Source organism: Buchnera aphidicola (Cinara curtihirsuta), assembly GCF_900698895.1.
GTDB classification, from domain to species: Bacteria; Pseudomonadota; Gammaproteobacteria; order Enterobacterales; family Enterobacteriaceae; genus Buchnera_F; species Buchnera_F aphidicola_AX.
The window spans coordinates 360,135-377,199 of record NZ_LR217700.1 but is presented as its reverse complement, the minus strand read 5'-3'; the positions used below and the strand labels follow the sequence as shown (position 1 = coordinate 377,199).

Here is a 17,065-nt window from a genome sequence, read left to right as displayed (position 1 = left end):
ATATGGTGTATTAATATTTTATGAAAAAAATTTTTATAACACAAATAAAAAGCCAAATTGGTCGTTTACCTAAACATATAGCAACTATGAAAGGATTAGGTTTACGTTATATTGGTGATACTGTAGAAAGAGAAGACACCGCCTCTATTAGAGGTATGATAAAACAGGTTTTTTATATGATAGATATAAAAAAAGGAGATAAATTATGTATTTAAATACAATATCAAATTCTGTATATAAGAATAAAAAAAGAAAACGTATATGTAGAGGAATAGGTTCAGGTTTTGGAAAAACTGGAGGAAGAGGACATAAAGGTCAAAAATCTAGATCTGGAAGAAAAATTCGCAAGGGATTTGAAGGAGGTCAAACACCTTTATATAGAAGACTTCCAAAATTTGGTTTTGTTTCTAAAAAAAAAGTATTTGTTGATGAAATTAGATTATTTGAATTAAATAACTTATCTAGTATATCTACTATAAATTTATCTATTTTAAAAAAAATAAATTTAATTAAAAAAAATATTAAATATGTTAAAATTATTAAAGTAGGAAATATTAAAAGACCGATAATTGTTTCTGGTTTATCTGTTACTAAAGGAGCTCGTTTATGTATTGAATTAGCAGGAGGAACAATTAATAATTAAATATAATAATGATATTATTAAACTATTTTTTATTAATATAAAATCAATTATGTCTACATTATACAATTTAAAAAAAAGAATTCTACTTGTTTTTATAGCAATTATAATATTTCGTATTGGTTCTTTTATTCCTATTCCTGGTATAGATATAAAGATTTTAGAACAATTTTTTTTTCATAAAAATAGTTCTTTATTAACAATATTTAATATGTTTTCTGGGGGATCTTTAAATAGAGCGTCGATATTTGCATTAGGCGTTATGCCTTATATTTCTTCTTCTATAATAATTCAGTTATTAACTTTTATTATTCCTTATCTAATTAATTTAAAAAAAGAAGGAGAAATAGGGAAAAAAAAAATTAATCAATATACTAAATATTTAACTTTATTATTATCAATTATTCAATCTATTAGTGTAGTATCTGGATTACCTTTTCTCCCAGGTATGAATAATCTTGTAATTTGTACAGATCGTTATTTTTATTTTATTTCTATTGTAAGTTTAGTTACAGGAACAATGTTTTTAATGTGGCTTGGAGAGTTTATTACTGAAAAAGGTTTAGGTAACGGTGTTTCTTTAATTATTTTTTCAGGAATAGTTTCTAGTTTACCTGTTTCTGCTATACAGACATTAAAAGTTATGAAAATTAATCATTTTAATTTTTTATATATATTATTAATTGCCGTTATAATTATTTCTGTAATTTTTACAGTAGTATTTATTGAGAAAAGTCAACGTAAAATTACTGTATGCTATGCTCGTCGTCAACAAGGTCAGCGTATGTATTCTGCACATAATAGTTATTTACCTATAAAATTAAATATGGCTGGTGTAGTACCTGTAATTTTTTCTTCTAGTCTAATTGTATTTCCATCTATTATTATTACTTATTTTCGTTATATGTTTCATGATTATTTTTATTTAATACAATTTTTTAATTATTTTAAATTTAATCATAGTATTTATTTATTAATAAATACTGTATTAATAGTTTTTTTTTGTTTTTTTTATACTAGTATAATCTTTGATGTTCGAGATACAGCAATGAATTTAAAAAAATCAGGTGCTTTTATTCCTGGGATTCGTCCGGGTATACGTACATCACAATTTATTAAAAAAATTGTTTTTAAATTAACAACAATAGGTTCTATTTATACAATATTTATATGTTTAATTCCAGATATTATGCAAATATATTTGAAAGTTCCTTTTTATTTTGGTGGTACTTCATTATTAATTGTAGTTGTTGTATTAATGGAATTTATTATACAAATACAAACATTAATGATGTCTACTAAATATAAAAGAATACTTAAGAAAGCAAATTTATATTTAAAAAATTAAAATATTATCAATTAATATTTATTTTTGGAGAAATAATGAAAGTACGTGCATCTGTTAAAAAAATTTGTCGAAGTTGTAAAATTATACGTAGAAAAAATATAATTCGTGTTATTTGTAGTAATGATCCTAAACATAAACAAAGACAAGGTTAATTAAAATAATTCTACATATTTTTAAAAAATAAATTATTGATTTATTTAGTTGGTATATTTAATAGTAAAAAATATTTTATTATTAATTTATATTTATAAGGAAAAATATTTATGGCAAGAATTGCAGGAATAAATATTCCGGATTACAAACATATATTAATAGCATTAACTGGAATTTATGGAATCGGTATATCATTATCTAAAAAAATTTGTTGTGAATCTGGTATTCCGTATAATATAAAAGTTAGCGAATTAAAAGAAAATCAAATTGAAATATTACGTTCAATAATATCTAAATTTCTTATTGAAGGTGATTTACGAAGAGAAAAAACTATTAATATAAAAAGATTAATGGATATTGGTTGTTATAGAGGATTTCGTCATCGTAAACATCTTCCTGTTAGAGGGCAAAGAACAAAAACAAATGCTCGTACATGTAAAGGTCCTAGAAAATTAATAAAAAGTAGATAATAGGAAAATAATTTATTATGTCAAAAAAAATGGTAAGTAATTCTAAAAAAAATATAAAAAAACAAATTTTAGATGGTATTGCATATATTCATGCTTCTTTTAATAATACAATTATTACTATTACTGACCGTAAAGGTAATACATTAGGTTGGGCAACTTCTGGAGGTTCTGGATTTAGAGGTTCAAGAAAATCAACTCCATTTGCAGCACAAATAGCAGCAGAAAAATGTGCAGATCGTGTAAAAGATTATGGAATAAAAAATTTAGAAATAATGGTTAAAGGTCCAGGACCTGGTCGAGAGTCAACAATTCGAGCTTTAAATGCTTCAGGTTTTCGTATTACTAACATTAAGGATGTTACTCCTATTCCTCATAATGGATGTCGACCACCTAAAAAACGTAGAGTGTAGTTTTATTTAAAATAAAAAAGAGAAATATAAATATGGCAAGATATTTAGGTCCTAAATTAAAATTAAGTCGACGAGAAAGTTCAGATTTATTTTTAAAATCTGGTGTTCGATCTATTGAATCTAAATGTAATATCGATCAATTTCCCGGTCAACATGGATCTCGAAAATTACGATTATCTGAATATGCAAAACAATTAAGAGAAAAACAAAAATTACGTCGTTTATATGGAATATTAGAACGACAATTTCATAATTATTATAAAAAAGCTTCTAAATTAAAAGGAAATACTGGACAGAATTTATTGTTTTTATTAGAAAAACGTCTTGATAATATTGTATATCGTATGGGTTTTGGTGCTACTCGCGCTGAATCACGTCAATTAATTAGTCATAAATCTATTTGCGTTAATGATAAAATTGTAAATATTCCTTCTTTTCAAGTTTCTATAAATGATAGAATATCTATTTTTAAAAAATCTCAAAATCAATTAAGAATTAAAGCTTCTTTAGAAATTATGAATCAGCGTGAAAAATCTTCTTGGTTAGATATAAATTATAAAAAAATGGAAGGAATTTTATTACGCGCTATAGAACGTGATGATTTATCCTCTGATATTAATGAACATTTAATTGTAGAATTATATTCTAAGTAATATAAATAACTTATATTTAGAGAGCAGAATAATGCAGGATTTTGTAGAAGACTTTTTAAAACCACGATTAGTAGATATTAAACAGATAAGCACTACACGATCAAAAATTACTTTAGAACCATTAGAGCGTGGTTTTGGACATACATTAGGAAATGCTTTAAGGAGAATTTTATTATCTTCTATGTCTGGATGTGCTGTTACAGAAGTTGAAATAAATGGTATATTACATGAGTATATGCATAAAGAAGGAGTACAAGAAGATATATTAGATATATTATTAAATCTAAAAGGTTTATCAATAAAATTATTTGGAAAAGATGAAGTTATATTACATTTAAAAAAAAGTGGTGTGGGTCCAGTTATTGCTTCAGACATTGACTATGATTCTTCTATAGAAATTGTAAATTTAAAACATATTATTTGTAATCTAACTTGTCCTAATGTTTCTATTGATATTAGAATGAAAGTAGCGCGTGGAAGGGGGTATATGACAGCTAAATCTAGTAAAGATTTAAATAAAAATAATCGAATTATTGGTAAATTATTTCTAGATGTATCATATAGTCCTATAGAACGCATTATTTATAATGTTGAATCTGCTCGAATAAAACAGAGAACTGATTTGGATAAATTAATTATAGATATGGAAACTAATGGAACTATTGATCCGGAAGAAGCTATTAAAAAAGCAGCTACTATTTTAGCTGATCAATTAGAATCTTTTATAGATTTAAGAGGTATTCGTGAGCCAGAAATTAAAGAAGAAAAACCTGAATTTGAACCTATTTTATTACGTCCTGTAGATGATTTAGAGCTAACTGTACGATCTGCTAATTGTTTAAAAGCTGAAAGTATTCATTATATTGGTGATTTAGTACAAAGAACTGAAGTAGAATTATTAAAAACTCCTAATTTAGGAAAGAAATCATTAACTGAAATTAAAGATATATTAGCATCTCGAGGTTTGTCATTAGGAATGAAATTAGATAATTGGCCACCTAAAATTCTAATAGAAGATTAAGTTTTTTTTAAATAAAATATTTTTAAAAATATATTAAAAATTTTTCAATTTTTGATGGGATAGTAATATTATGAGACATAGAAAAACAGGACGATTATTAAATAGAAAGCGTAGTCATTTAAAATCTATGTTAAAAAATATGACATGTTCATTGATTAAACATGAATATATTAAAACTACTTTACCTAAAGCAAAGGAACTGCGTCGTTTTGTTGAACCAATTATTACATTATCTAAATATGATACGATAGTTAATCGTAGATTAGTATTTTCTCGAATTCGTAATATTTTTACAGTAAAAAAATTATTTCATGAATTAGGACCTTATTTTTATTCTCGACCAGGTGGTTATTTACGTATATTAAAATGTGGTTTTAGGAAAGGTGATAATGCTACTATAGCATATATAGAATTAGTAGGTCGAAATTTTTAAAAATTATTAAACAAATTTTAATTAATTTTTCAATTTATAAGTTTAATAAAAACGGCATATTTATGCCGTTCTTTTTGATAATCTTGATATTTTAAAATATTAAATATTATTTAAGTATTGTATTTTTAATAAATATTTTTTTTTTTGTATGTATAATTTGACTAATATGTGTAGTTTTTTTTCCTGGTATTTGTATTTTTTCTATATTTAATATTCCCTTTTTAGTATTTATTTGTACCCCTTTTTTATTTATTTTTATAATTTCTCCACAATTAAAATTATTTTTATTAAATGATATAATTGAATGTTTTTTTATTTTTATAAAATAATCATTTATTAAAAATTGACAACCAGGCCAAGGGGTAAACGCTCTAATTAATCGATCTATTTTTCTTACAGAAAGTGACCAATAGATTCTAGAATCTTTTTTTTGTATTTTTGGAGCAATAGTTTTAATCTTGTTATCTTGTTTGAGATATTGTTTTCTATTTGGATTATTTATAATATTTAGAGATTGATACATACATTGTAATGAAATTGGAATTAGTTTTGCGCATAATGTTATAGTAGTATCGGTTGAATTAATAGGACAGGACAAAGTATAAATTATTTTCCCTGAATCAATATTAGAATTCATTTTTATTACGCTAATACCTGTTTTCTTGTCTCCTGATAATATTGCCCATTGTACTGGGGCAGCTCCTTGCCATCTTGGTAATAAAGATGCATGTATATTAATCCCCCCTAAGGGAAATAATTTTAGAATTTTTTTTGGTATAATAGATCCATAAGATGATACTATTAATATATTTGCTTTTATATCTAAAATAGATTGATAAAAATTTTTTTTTAGTAGATTAGTTGGTTGTAATATTTTAATATTATTTTTAATTGCAAATTTTTTAATGGAGGAAAAAATATTATCTTTTTTTTTACAATATAAATTATCTGGTTTGGTTATTACAGCTGATATAACATATTTTGAATAAAATAATGAGTATAGATGTGCTAATGAAAAATCATTGCTACCCGCGAAAATAATTTTTAATATTTTTTTTGACATTTTATGATATAAATAGATTAATGTATAAAAAATAAATTATTAATTAATATAATCTATAAATAGTTTCCCGATTAAATGATCCATTTCATGTTGAATACAGATAGATAATAATGATCTCGCTTCTAATATAAACAGTTGTCCGAGATGATCAATTGCTTTTATTTTTATATAACTTGATCGATTAATTACAGCTGTTTTTTTAGGAATTGATAAACAACCTTCTTCTGTACGAATATATTTTTTGTTTTTTTTTAAAATAATAGGATTAATTAAAATTAATTCTGACTGATTAGGTTCTAATGAACTAATCACAATAATTTTTTTTAATATATTTATTTGTGGTGCAGCTAATCCAATTCCATTATTAGCATGCATTGTATCAAACATATCACGTATTATTTTTATTATTTTGTAGTTAATTATTTTGATTGGTTTCGATTTTAACCGTAAACGATAATCTGGAAATTTTAAAATTTTGCGTATTGACATAAATATTATTTATATATATCAGTTAAATGTATTTGTTAATTTTTATAATGAAATTTTTTAAATATAAGTAAAACTATATAATTATAAAAATTTATTTTTTTTTATATAATTTATATTTTTATTAAAAATAATTATGAAAATCTTAGGAAACAACATGGAAAAAGAAAAATTAAAAAAAAAAATAAAATATATTGGATTATTTGGTAATCCAGTAAAACATTCTTTATCACCAGTTATTCATAGAAATTTTTCTAGAGATATAAAAATAAACTATAATTATAGCTCTTTTTTATGTACAAAATCAAATTTTTTTAAAAATGTAGTAGAATTTTTTAATTCTGGTGGTTATGGATGTAATATTACTGTGCCGTTTAAAAGAGATTCATTTAGAATTCCTAATCAATATAGTAAAAAAGCATATATTTCTGGTTCTTTAAATACTTTAGTAAAAGTTGAGGATAATAATTTTTTAGGTGATAACACAGATGGAATTGGTTTAATATATGATTTAAAGCGTTTAAAATATTTAAAAAAAAATAATACAATAGTATTATTATTAGGATCCGGAGGTGTAGCTTATTCTATTGTATATCATTTATTAAAGGAAAAATGTTGTATTTTTGTGTTAAATAGAACAATTATTAATTCTATTAAATTAGTGAAAAGATTTAAATGTTTTGGAAAAATTTTTATTTTTTCAGATTATTCATATAAAAATAAATTTGACATTATTATTAATGCTACTTCTTGCGGGTTAGATGATAAATATCCAATTTTTCCTAAAAAATTAATTTTTCCTGATACAAGATGTTATGATATTTCTTATTCTAAGAAAAGATTGTTAACTCCTTTTTTATCATTATGTAAATATTTGGGTAGTAAATATTACTCTGACGGTTTGGGCATGCTAGTAGCTCAAGCAGCTTATTCATGTTTTTTATGGTTTAAAATATTACCGAATATTAAAAAAAATATTGATCTTTTAAAGTTAATTATATAAATTTTTAATTTATATTAAAAATAAATTTTAAAAAAAATATTTTTTATTGAAATAGTTAAATAAATTATTAAAAAAAATTTGTTTTTATATTTATTTTTATAAAAAATATAAAAAACACTTGACACTTTTAATTCATTCTGTAACATTAAAAATTAATGATTATTTTATTTTTTTTAGTCCTCTTCGTCTAGTGGTTAGGACATCGCCCTTTCACGGCGGCAACAGGGGTTCAAATCCCCTAGAGGACAAAAATTAAAATATTTTTGTATACTAAAAAAAAATATATGATATAATTATTTTGTAATAAAAAAAAGATTGACTTTAATGTTCTTTAAAAATTTGGATATGATTGAAATTTAGAAAAACACCTGTGGGTTGTAAGGTTAAGCAGAATAAGCGTGTTTGGTGGATGCCTTGGCATTCAGAGGCGATGAAGGACGTGCTAATCTGCGATAAGCATCGGTTAGCTGATATGAAGCGTTATTATCCGATGATTTCCGAATGGGGAAACCCGGCGTTAAAAACGTCATTATTAGTTGAATTAATAGACTAATAAAGCAAACCAAGGGAACTGAAACATCTAAGTACCTTGAGGAAAAGAAATCAATTGAGATTCCCTTAGTAGTGGCGAGCGAAATGGGAAAAGCCTAGAATTATAAAAGAATAAAAATATAGTAGAATAATTTGGAAAAATTAACGATACAAGGTGATAGTCCTGTATATGAAGTATTTTTTTTCTGGAATTCAAAAAGTAGAACGGGACACGAGAAATCTTGTTTGAAGATAGGGGGACCATCCTCTAAGGCTAAATACTCCTGAATGACCGATAGTGAACTAGTACCGTAAGGGAAAGGCGAAAAGAACCCCGGTTAGGGGAGTGAAATAGATCCTGAAACCAAATACGTACAATCAGTAGGAGCTTTTAATTATTTGAAAAGTGACTGCGTACCTTTTGTATAATGGGTCAGCGACTTGTATTTTGTAGCAAGGTTAACTTATTTTAGGGAGCCGTAGGGAAACCGAGTCTTAAATGGGCGATTTTTTTATAGTTGCAAGATACAGACCCGAAACCCGGTGATCTATCCATGAGCAGGTTGAAGGTTGGGTAAAACTAACTGGAGGACCGAACCGACTGATGTTGAAAAATCAGCGGATGACTTGTGGTTAGGGGTGAAAGGCCAATCAAACCGGGAGATAGCTGGTTCTCCCCGAAAGCTATTTAGGTAGCGCCTCGTGAACTCATCTTCGGGGGTAGAGCACTGTTTTGACTAGGGGGCCATCCCGGCCTACCAAATCAACGCAAACTCCGAATACCGAAGAATGTTATCACGGGAGACACACAGCGGGTGCTAACGTTCGTTGTGGAGAGGGAAACAACCCAGACCGTCAGCTAAGGTCCCTAAATCATAATTAAGTGGGAAACGATGTGAGAAGGCATAAACAGCCAGGATGTTGGCTTAGAAGCAGCCATCATTTAAAGAAAGCGTAATAGCTCACTGGTCTAGTCGGCTTGCGCGGAAGATATAACGGGGCTAAATTATGTACCGAAGCTACGGCAGTAAAGATTTTTTTTATTGGGTAGGGGAGCGTTCTGTAAGCCTGTGAAGATATTTTGAAAAAAATATTGGAGGTATCAGAAGTGCGAATGCTGACATGAGTAACGATAAAACAGGTGAAAAACCTGTTCGCCGAAAAACCAAGGGTTCCTGTCCAACGTTAATCGGGGCAGGGTAAGTCGACCCCTAAGGCGAGGCCGATAGGCGTAGTCGATGGGAAACTAGTTAATATTCTAGTACTTATTTTTACTGCGAAGGGGGGACGGAGAAGGTTAGGTTATCCGGGTGTTGGTAGTCTCGGTTTAAGTATGTAGGATGGAAAATTAGGAAAATCCGATTTTCTATATAAATCTAAGATACGAATACGAATTATGTAAATAATGAAGTAACTGATACCAAGCTTCCAAGAAAATCCTCTAAGCAATAGGTAAAATTTAAATCGTACCCGAAACCGACACAGGTGGTTAGGTAGAGTATACTAAGGCGCTTGAGAGAACTTGGATGAAGGAACTAGGCAAAATAGTGCCGTAACTTCGGGAGAAGGCACGCTAACATATAAGTGTAAAAATTTACTTTTGAAGCTTAAGTTAGTCGCAGATACCAGCTGGCTGCAACTGTTTATTAAAAACACAGCACTGTGCAAACACGAAAGTGGACGTATACGGTGTGACGCCTGCCCGGTGCCGGAAGGTTAATTGATGAAGTTAAGGGAAACCTAAAGCTTTTGAGTGAAGCCCCGGTAAACGGCGGCCGTAACTATAACGGTCCTAAGGTAGCGAAATTCCTTGTCGGGTAAGTTCCGACCTGCACGAATGGCGTAATGATGGCCAGGCTGTCTCCATCCAGGACTCAGTGAAATTGAATTTGCTGTGAAGATGCAGTGTACCCGCGGCAAGACGGAAAGACCCCGTGAACCTTTACTATAGCTTGACATTGAGAATTGGTTTTTATTGTGTAGGATAGGTGGGAGACAGAGAAGTTAGTACGCTAGTATTAATGGAGTCAACCTTGAAATACCACCCTATAAACATTGGTTTTCTAACCTTATATCGTTATCCGATATAGAGACAGTGTCTGGTGGGTAGTTTGACTGGGGCGGTCTCCTCCCAAAGAGTAACGGAGGAGTACAAAGATTGGCTAATTACGGTTGGACATCGTAAGGTTAGTGCAAAGGCATAAGCCAGTTTAACTGCGAGCGTGATAATGCGAGCAGGTGCGAAAGCAGGTCTTAGTGATCCGGTGGTTTCTGTATGGAAAGGCCATCGCTCAACAAATAAAAGGTACTCCGGGGATAACAGGCTTATACCGCCCAAGAGTTCATATCGACGGCGGTGTTTGGCACCTCGATGTCGGCTCATCACATCCTGGGGCTGAAGCAGGTCCCAAGGGTATGGCTGTTCGCCATTTAAAGTGGTACGCGAGCTGGGTTTAGAACGTCGTGAGACAGTTCGGTCCCTATCTGCCGTGGGCGTAGGAAAATTGAGAGGGGCTGCTTCTAGTACGAGAGGACCGAAGTGGACGTATCTCTGGTGTTCGGGTTGTCATGCCAATGGCATTGCCCGGTAGCTAAATACGGAAGAGATAAGTGCTGAAAGCATCTAAACACGAAACTCGCCTCAAGATTAGTTTTCCCTGTGATATATGTAAATATATTTACTGAAGGGACGTTGGAGACTACGACGTAGATAGGCTAGGTGTGTAAGCATAGTAATATGTTGAGCTAACTAGTACTAATGACCCGAGAGGCTTGACCTTACAACACCAGAGGTGTTTTTCTAAAAAAAATAAGACCTGGCAATAATAGTGTTATGGTACCACCTGAATCCATTCCGAACTCAGAAGTGAAACGTATCAACGCCAATGGTAGTGCAAGGTCTCCTTGTGTGAGAGTAGGACATTGCCAGGTATTGTTTTTTTTATTTAATTTTCTATCATATTTTTTAAAATTTTTATATTCTTATTTATATCTATTTTTTTTAAATTTTTTAATTTAATTTAAATATTTCTTTAGTAAAGTTTTTGTATTTTATTTAATATATTACTAATCTATACTAGATTTATTTATTATAATAAATAATGTATTAACTGTAGGTATAAGTTTTAGTTTAAATTTTTCACTCTAAGGTAATATATAGATGTCCAAGATTAAAGGTAATGTAAAATGGTTTAATGAATCAAAAGGTTTTGGTTTCATTACTCCGGAAGATGGAAGCAAAGATGTTTTTGTTCACTTTTCTGCTATCCAAAGCAACGGATTTAAAACTTTGGCGGAAGGTCAAAGTGTTGAGTTCGAAATTACCGAAGGCGCAAAAGGGCCGTCAGCTGCTAATGTTGTTAGTTTATAATAAATTTTTGAAATAAAAAAATTTTATTTATTTAATGTTAGTAGTACTTTTGCGGTGCGAAAATTATTAAACTCGCATCGCAAAATTGTTTATAGAACCATTCTTACTAAGTGTATTTTACTTAACTCTGTATATAGATTTTTTATTTGTGTAAAATTTTTTGCACAAATAGTTATAGAAATAGATAAGTATGTTCCTTTGTTACTAGATTTTATTTGAGGAGCATAATCTCCAGGTATATGTTGTTGTATTATTTTAATAATGTTATTTGTTAGTTCTGGTTGAGCTAAACCTATTACCTTATAAGTAAAAGTACATGGAAATTTTAAAATTTTTTCTAGTTTATTTTTCATTTTTATCTCTTATTGATTATATTTTATATAATTTTGCTATTTTTTTTATCTCTTCTTTTGAAATTTCTTCTATAAAATATTAATTTATTTTTTAATAATAAAATTATTTTAATTAAATTTTTATTTATATATTATATTGTATTTTACTATTAAATAAAATCATTAATATAAATAAAATATTTTTATATATTTGTATAATTAATTAATTAATTTTTTTACAATATAAATTGTATTTTAAGTGTTAAGAGCATTAATATGTTAAAAATTTTTAATACTTTAACAAAGAAAAAGGAAAAATTTGATTTTTTATTTACAGAACAAATAAATATTTATGTATGTGGTGTAACAGTATATGATATGTGTCATATTGGTCACGCACGTACATTTATTATATTTGATATAATAGTACGTTATTTAAAAAATTTAGGATATAAAACTTATTATATTAGGAATATTACTGATATTGATGATAAAATAATTTATAGAGCAAAAAAAAAAAAAGAATCAATAAGTTTTTTTGTAAAACGTATGATTAAATTAATGCATGAAGATTTTTTATGTTTAAATTTATTACATCCAAATAAAGAGCCTAGAGTTACAGAATGTATATCAGATATTATATCTATAATAAAAATTTTATTAAAAAAAAATTATGCTTATATATCTGATAATGGTGATATACTATTTTCTATTTTTAGATATAAAAATTATGGATTATTATCTCGTAGAATTAATAATTGTTGTTTTTATGAAAATAAAAATATTAATAATTCGAATTCAATTTATTCTAAAGATTTTGTTTTATGGAAACGTAATATAGGTTCAAATGAACCGTTTTGGACATCTCCATGGGGTCCCGGTCGTCCTGGTTGGCACATTGAATGTTCAGCTATTATTAACAAATTCTTTAAAAGAAAAGTCAATATTCATGGAGGAGGGGTTGATTTATTATTTCCACATCATGAAAATGAATTAGCTCAATTAAAAAGTTTTAAAAATGATTTTTTTGTTCATTTTTGGATGCATTCTGGGATGGTAATTATTGATAATAATAAAATGTCAAAATCTTTATCAAATACTGTTTCTATACGTTATTTATTGAATAAATATAATCCCGAAGTAATTAGGTATTATTTTTTATCTACTCACTATCGACATCCGTTATATTTCTTAGAAAAAAATTTATATTTATCTAAAAATATTTTAGAAAAAATATATATGTCTTTATTAAATTGTATAACTAATTTTCATGTTAAAGCTAATTATGAAATTAAATTACGAAATGTATTTATAAATAAATTTTATGATGCTATGAATGATGATTTTAATACACCTAAAGCATGTTTAATACTTCAAAAATTATCTCATTATGTAAATAAAATTAAAAAAAGTAATATTTATTTAGCTAATGTATTAGCTGCTGATCTTGTTAAATTAGGTAATATTTTAGGTTTATTAAATTATAATCCAAAGGATTTTTTGTTTACAAATAAAAATCAGTCTTCCAGTCAAATTAATATAATTGAAATTTTAGTTAAATTAAGAAATTCTTATCGTATTAATAAAGAATGGAATTTAGCAGATATTGTTAGAAAAAAATTATTAACTTTAGGAGTAGTTGTTGAAGATCATGTTAATAGTTCAACATATAGATTTATAAATTAATAATTTATTTAATTTTTTATTTATTAAATATAATTAAATTATATTAAAATAATTTTATATATTTATATATTAATTTTTTTAAATATATTTTAAAAAATTAATTTTTAATTTTTTGATTATCTTAAATTAAGTTTTTTAATTTTATTTAGACATTTTAATACATTTATTAAAATATATTATGTTTTATAAAAATTATAAAAATAATACTTTTATATTAAGTTTTTATTAAAATAATTAATAGTTTTTTATAAGTTAAATTATTGATATTTATTTTATATTATTTCTATAATAATAGATATTAAATTTTATTTTTCGCGCTCTTAGCTCAATTTGGATAGAGCAACAGCCTTCTAAGCTGTAGGTTACAGGTTCGAATCCTGTAGAGCGCAAAAAAAATAGTTATTTTTTTTTACTATTATTTATATAATTAATTATTTTTTTATTTATATATTTAATAGATGCATTAGAATTAACTTCTAAATATCCAATATTATTTTTTATTTCTTTTTTGAACCATTTTATTAATGGTTTAGTATATATTTCATATTCTTTTAATCGGTTTATAATAATTTTTTCATTATCATCTTTTCTTTTATTTAATAATTCACCTGTTACATCATCTTTATTTTTTTTTTTTGGCGGATTAAATATTTCATGGTATGTTCTACCTGAAGGTTCGTGTATTAACCTTCCTTTAATTCTATTTATTACAGAATAATATTTAATTTTTAAGTGTATTATATATTGTATTTTAATATTTTTTTTTAATGATTTCGCTTGTTCAATAGTTCTTGGAAATCCATCAAGTATAAATCCATTGTAGTATTTTTTTTCTTGAATTTTTTTTTTAATTAATTCTATAATAAAAGAGTTTTTTACTAATTTTCCTTGATTAATAGTATCTTCTATATAGTTACGTATTTTTTTATTTTTTTTTATTTCTTGACGTAATATTTCTCCAGTAGAAATGAAAGGTATATCAAAGTATTTTGATAATAATTGTGTCTGTGTACCCTTTCCACTTCCAGGAGCTCCCAGCATAATAATACGTATCATAATGAAATTTCCCTTTAAAAAAATGATTTCACTATATAAATAATTTTAATTTTGTAATTCAATAAAGATAAATTTTTTATAATAAAAATAATTTATTAATTCTATTAATAAATAAATGAGGGTTATCTAAATTACCTTTTTCTGCTAAAATAGATTGCTCAAATAATACTTCAATCCAATTAGAAAATATTTCTTGATCTTCTATTTTTTTGATTTTTTTAATTAAAGGATGTATAGGATTAATTTCTAATATATATTTTATTTTAGGAACTGGTTGTCCTGCAGCACTAAATATCTTTGCCATTTGAGTGCTCATATCATTTGAATCTGTTAATACCATTGCGGGTGTGTTTTTTAAACGATAAGTAATACGTACATTTTTAACTTTATTATTTAATACTTTTTTTATTTTTTCAATAAAATTGTCAAATTTATTTTTATTGGTATCAATTTTTTTATTTGATACAAGATCATCAAGCGATTGATCTGCTTTACTTACAGATTGAAATTGAATTTTATTAAATTCAATAAGATAATTCATCATCCATTCATCTATTCTGTCTGATAATAATAAAACATCAATATTTTTCTCTTTAAATATTTCTAAGTGTGGGCTATTTAAAGCTGATTTATAACTATCTGCAGTAATAAAATAAATTTTTTTTTGTCCTTCTATCATATTATCAGTATACTCTTTTAGAGATAATATTTGTTCTTTTGTTTTTGTCTGAATAGAAGAAAATCTTAATAAATTTGAAATTGTTTTTTGATTTTCTGAATCTTCTGCTAATCCTTCTTTTATTACTAATCCAAATACATTCCAAAATTCTTGATATTGTTTTTTTTCTTGTTCTGATAATGTATTTAACATGTTTAAAACACGTTTTGTTAATGATTTACGTAAAATATGAGTAATAGAACTATCTTGTAGTATTTCTCTAGAAATATTAAGAGGAAGATCTTGAGAATCTATTATACCTTTTACAAAACGTAAATAATTTGGAAGAAATTGTGTAGCTTCATCCATTATGAATATATGTTTTACATATAATTTTAAACCATGTTTATTTTCTCTATGCCACATATCCCATGTTGCTTTTTTAGGAATGTATAATAAATTAATATATTCTTGGTTTCCTTCAACTCTATTATGACTCCATATTAGTGGTTTTTCGGAATCATGAGTAATATATGTATAAAATTTTTGGTAGGACTCTTTAGTAATGTTATTTTTATTTTGTGTCCATAGAGCTTGTGCTTCATTAATTTTTTCCCAAGAAATAGTTTTAGTTTTTTTATCATAGTTTTCTATTTCAATAGGTATAGAAATGTGATCAGAATATTTTTTTATAATTTGTTTAATTTTCCAGCTTTCTAAAAATTCTTTTTCTGAATCTTTTAATAATAGTATAATTTTTGTTCCATATTCCTCCATAGGAATAGTTTCTACTGAATACTCTCCTTTTCCATTAGATATCCATAGTGTTCCATTTTTTTCTTTATTTGATGCATGTTTTGTATACACTGAAACAGTTTCAGAAACTATAAAAGATGAATAGAATCCTACTCCAAATTGGCCAATAAATTCATTTTTTTCTTTTTTTTCTATATTATTAATTTTTTCTAAAAAAGATTTTGTTCCAGATTTAGCTATTGTACCTAAATTTTTTATAACTTCTTTGTAGGTCATTCCAATACCATTATCTGAAATAATAATTTGTTTTTCTGTTTTTTTGATTGAAATTTGTATTTTAGGTATATAGTTATTTTTTGAGTATTTTTCTGGATTATATAATTTTTCAAATCTTATTTTTTCTATTGCGTCAGATGCATTAGATATTAATTCTCTTAAAAATATTTCTTTATTTGAATATAAAGAATGAATCATAAGATGTAGTAATTCTTTTACTTCTGATTGAAAAATATGAGTTGTTTTTTTTTTATCTTTCATTTTAAATCCTATTTCTTTATTTATTAAATTAATATCTCTATTTTATAGAGATAATTTTATTAAAAATATATTATAACTGATTTTTTGTACTTTATTTTATAAAACTAGATTTTAGTGATAATTTTTTTTTCTGCATTTTTGTAATTTGTTTAATAGCGTCATTAATTGCTGATGTAATTAAATCTTGTAATAATATTTTATTATTTTCATTCCAGAGTTCATCATTAATTTTGATAGACTTACAGTTATAATTTCCGTTCATAATTACTGTTACTAAATCAGCTCCTGATTTTCCGGTAATACTTGTATTACTAATATCTTTTTGTATTTCTGCTATTTTGTTTTTCATTTTCTGAGCTTGTTTAAATATTTCATTAATTTTTTCGTTTGTAGACATTTTTTTTCTTTTTTTAAGTAGAATTTTTGTTATAAATAAATATTTTATTATTTTATTTATAA

At 26.0% G+C, this 17,065-nt stretch carries 18 protein-coding genes, 2 tRNA genes and 2 rRNA genes; 16 read left to right on the top strand and 6 right to left on the bottom strand.

Going from position 1 to position 17,065, the window contains the following annotated elements:
- Nucleotides 1-20: 20 nt before the first annotated feature.
- From rpmD to rplQ, 9 genes are all read left to right on the top strand, one after another.
- Nucleotides 21-215 carry a 50S ribosomal protein L30 gene (rpmD, locus tag BUCICURT3053_RS01670; RefSeq protein WP_154061277.1) on the top strand — a complete coding sequence of 65 codons (195 nt, stop codon included), beginning with the start codon at nucleotides 21-23 and terminating at the stop codon, nucleotides 213-215.
- Nucleotides 206-643 carry a 50S ribosomal protein L15 gene (gene rplO, locus BUCICURT3053_RS01665; RefSeq protein WP_154061276.1) on the top strand — a complete coding sequence of 146 codons (438 nt, stop codon included), beginning with the start codon at nucleotides 206-208 and terminating at the stop codon, nucleotides 641-643. The genes rpmD and rplO overlap by 10 nt, the downstream gene beginning before the upstream one ends.
- Nucleotides 644-692: 49 nt before the next feature.
- Entirely contained in the window at nucleotides 693-1,988 is a 1,296-nt protein-coding gene (secY, locus tag BUCICURT3053_RS01660; RefSeq protein WP_154061275.1) for a preprotein translocase subunit SecY, read from the top strand.
- Between the two features lie 35 nt (nucleotides 1,989-2,023).
- On the top strand, nucleotides 2,024-2,140 hold the full coding sequence (gene rpmJ, locus BUCICURT3053_RS01655) for a 50S ribosomal protein L36 (RefSeq protein ID WP_154029362.1): 117 nt from the start codon (nucleotides 2,024-2,026) through the stop codon (nucleotides 2,138-2,140).
- Nucleotides 2,141-2,251: 111 nt separating this feature from the next.
- A complete protein-coding gene (gene rpsM, locus BUCICURT3053_RS01650; RefSeq protein ID WP_154061274.1) occupies nucleotides 2,252-2,611 on the top strand; it encodes a 30S ribosomal protein S13 in 360 nt (119 codons plus the stop codon).
- A 29-nt stretch (nucleotides 2,612-2,640) separates the two neighbouring features.
- Nucleotides 2,641-3,021 carry a 30S ribosomal protein S11 gene (rpsK, locus tag BUCICURT3053_RS01645; protein ID WP_420021834.1) on the top strand — a complete coding sequence of 127 codons (381 nt, stop codon included), beginning with the start codon at nucleotides 2,641-2,643 and terminating at the stop codon, nucleotides 3,019-3,021.
- 32 nt (nucleotides 3,022-3,053) lie between these two features.
- A complete protein-coding gene (rpsD, locus tag BUCICURT3053_RS01640) occupies nucleotides 3,054-3,674 on the top strand; it encodes a 30S ribosomal protein S4 (protein WP_154061272.1) in 621 nt (206 codons plus the stop codon).
- 31 nt (nucleotides 3,675-3,705) lie between these two features.
- Entirely contained in the window at nucleotides 3,706-4,695 is a 990-nt protein-coding gene (locus BUCICURT3053_RS01635) for a DNA-directed RNA polymerase subunit alpha (RefSeq protein WP_154061271.1), read from the top strand.
- A gap of 70 nt (nucleotides 4,696-4,765) precedes the next feature.
- Nucleotides 4,766-5,128, top strand: coding sequence for a 50S ribosomal protein L17 (gene rplQ, locus BUCICURT3053_RS01630; protein ID WP_154061270.1), 363 nt, complete (start codon nucleotides 4,766-4,768; stop codon nucleotides 5,126-5,128).
- 106 nt (nucleotides 5,129-5,234) lie between these two features.
- On the opposite strand, the gene fmt is transcribed toward rplQ, so the two are convergent.
- Nucleotides 5,235-6,191, bottom strand: coding sequence for a methionyl-tRNA formyltransferase (fmt, locus tag BUCICURT3053_RS01625; RefSeq protein ID WP_154061269.1), 957 nt, complete (start codon nucleotides 6,189-6,191; stop codon nucleotides 5,235-5,237).
- Nucleotides 6,192-6,230: 39 nt separating this feature from the next.
- On the bottom strand, nucleotides 6,231-6,680 hold the full coding sequence (gene def, locus BUCICURT3053_RS01620) for a peptide deformylase (RefSeq protein WP_154061268.1): 450 nt from the start codon (nucleotides 6,678-6,680) through the stop codon (nucleotides 6,231-6,233).
- 154 nt (nucleotides 6,681-6,834) lie between these two features.
- Between def and aroE the strand changes: the two genes are divergently transcribed.
- From aroE to cspE, 5 genes are all read left to right on the top strand, one after another.
- Nucleotides 6,835-7,680, top strand: a complete 846-nt coding sequence (gene aroE, locus BUCICURT3053_RS01615) for a shikimate dehydrogenase (RefSeq protein WP_172598440.1) — start codon at nucleotides 6,835-6,837, stop codon at nucleotides 7,678-7,680.
- A 176-nt stretch (nucleotides 7,681-7,856) separates the two neighbouring features.
- Nucleotides 7,857-7,928 (top strand) — tRNA-Glu (locus BUCICURT3053_RS01610).
- A 133-nt stretch (nucleotides 7,929-8,061) separates the two neighbouring features.
- Nucleotides 8,062-10,991, top strand: a 23S ribosomal RNA gene (locus BUCICURT3053_RS01605).
- Nucleotides 10,992-11,026: 35 nt separating this feature from the next.
- A 5S ribosomal RNA gene (gene rrf / locus BUCICURT3053_RS01600) occupies nucleotides 11,027-11,142 on the top strand.
- Between the two features lie 229 nt (nucleotides 11,143-11,371).
- Nucleotides 11,372-11,581 (top strand): transcription antiterminator/RNA stability regulator CspE, encoded by a 210-nt coding sequence (gene cspE / locus BUCICURT3053_RS01595; protein ID WP_025369112.1) that lies wholly within the window; start codon nucleotides 11,372-11,374, stop codon nucleotides 11,579-11,581.
- Nucleotides 11,582-11,670: 89 nt separating this feature from the next.
- On the opposite strand, the gene ybeD is transcribed toward cspE, so the two are convergent.
- Nucleotides 11,671-11,934 carry a DUF493 family protein YbeD gene (ybeD, locus tag BUCICURT3053_RS01590; protein ID WP_154061266.1) on the bottom strand — a complete coding sequence of 88 codons (264 nt, stop codon included), beginning with the start codon at nucleotides 11,932-11,934 and terminating at the stop codon, nucleotides 11,671-11,673.
- A gap of 255 nt (nucleotides 11,935-12,189) precedes the next feature.
- On the opposite strand from ybeD, the gene cysS reads away from it, so the two are divergent.
- Together cysS and BUCICURT3053_RS01580 are read left to right on the top strand one after the other, a co-directional pair.
- Nucleotides 12,190-13,599: a cysteine--tRNA ligase gene (gene cysS / locus BUCICURT3053_RS01585; protein WP_154061265.1), complete on the top strand. Its 1,410-nt coding sequence runs from the start codon at nucleotides 12,190-12,192 to the stop codon at nucleotides 13,597-13,599.
- 314 nt (nucleotides 13,600-13,913) lie between these two features.
- Nucleotides 13,914-13,988 (top strand) — tRNA-Arg (locus tag BUCICURT3053_RS01580).
- 10 nt (nucleotides 13,989-13,998) lie between these two features.
- On the opposite strand, the gene BUCICURT3053_RS01575 is transcribed toward BUCICURT3053_RS01580, so the two are convergent.
- The 3 genes from BUCICURT3053_RS01575 to BUCICURT3053_RS01565 form a co-directional block, all read right to left on the bottom strand.
- Nucleotides 13,999-14,655, bottom strand: coding sequence for an adenylate kinase family protein (locus BUCICURT3053_RS01575; protein ID WP_232037254.1), 657 nt, complete (start codon nucleotides 14,653-14,655; stop codon nucleotides 13,999-14,001).
- A 76-nt stretch (nucleotides 14,656-14,731) separates the two neighbouring features.
- Nucleotides 14,732-16,606 (bottom strand): molecular chaperone HtpG, encoded by a 1,875-nt coding sequence (gene htpG, locus BUCICURT3053_RS01570; protein WP_154061264.1) that lies wholly within the window; start codon nucleotides 16,604-16,606, stop codon nucleotides 14,732-14,734.
- Nucleotides 16,607-16,697: 91 nt separating this feature from the next.
- Nucleotides 16,698-17,003, bottom strand: a complete 306-nt coding sequence (locus BUCICURT3053_RS01565) for a YbaB/EbfC family nucleoid-associated protein (RefSeq protein WP_154061263.1) — start codon at nucleotides 17,001-17,003, stop codon at nucleotides 16,698-16,700.
- Between the last annotated feature and the right edge of the window lie 62 nt (nucleotides 17,004-17,065).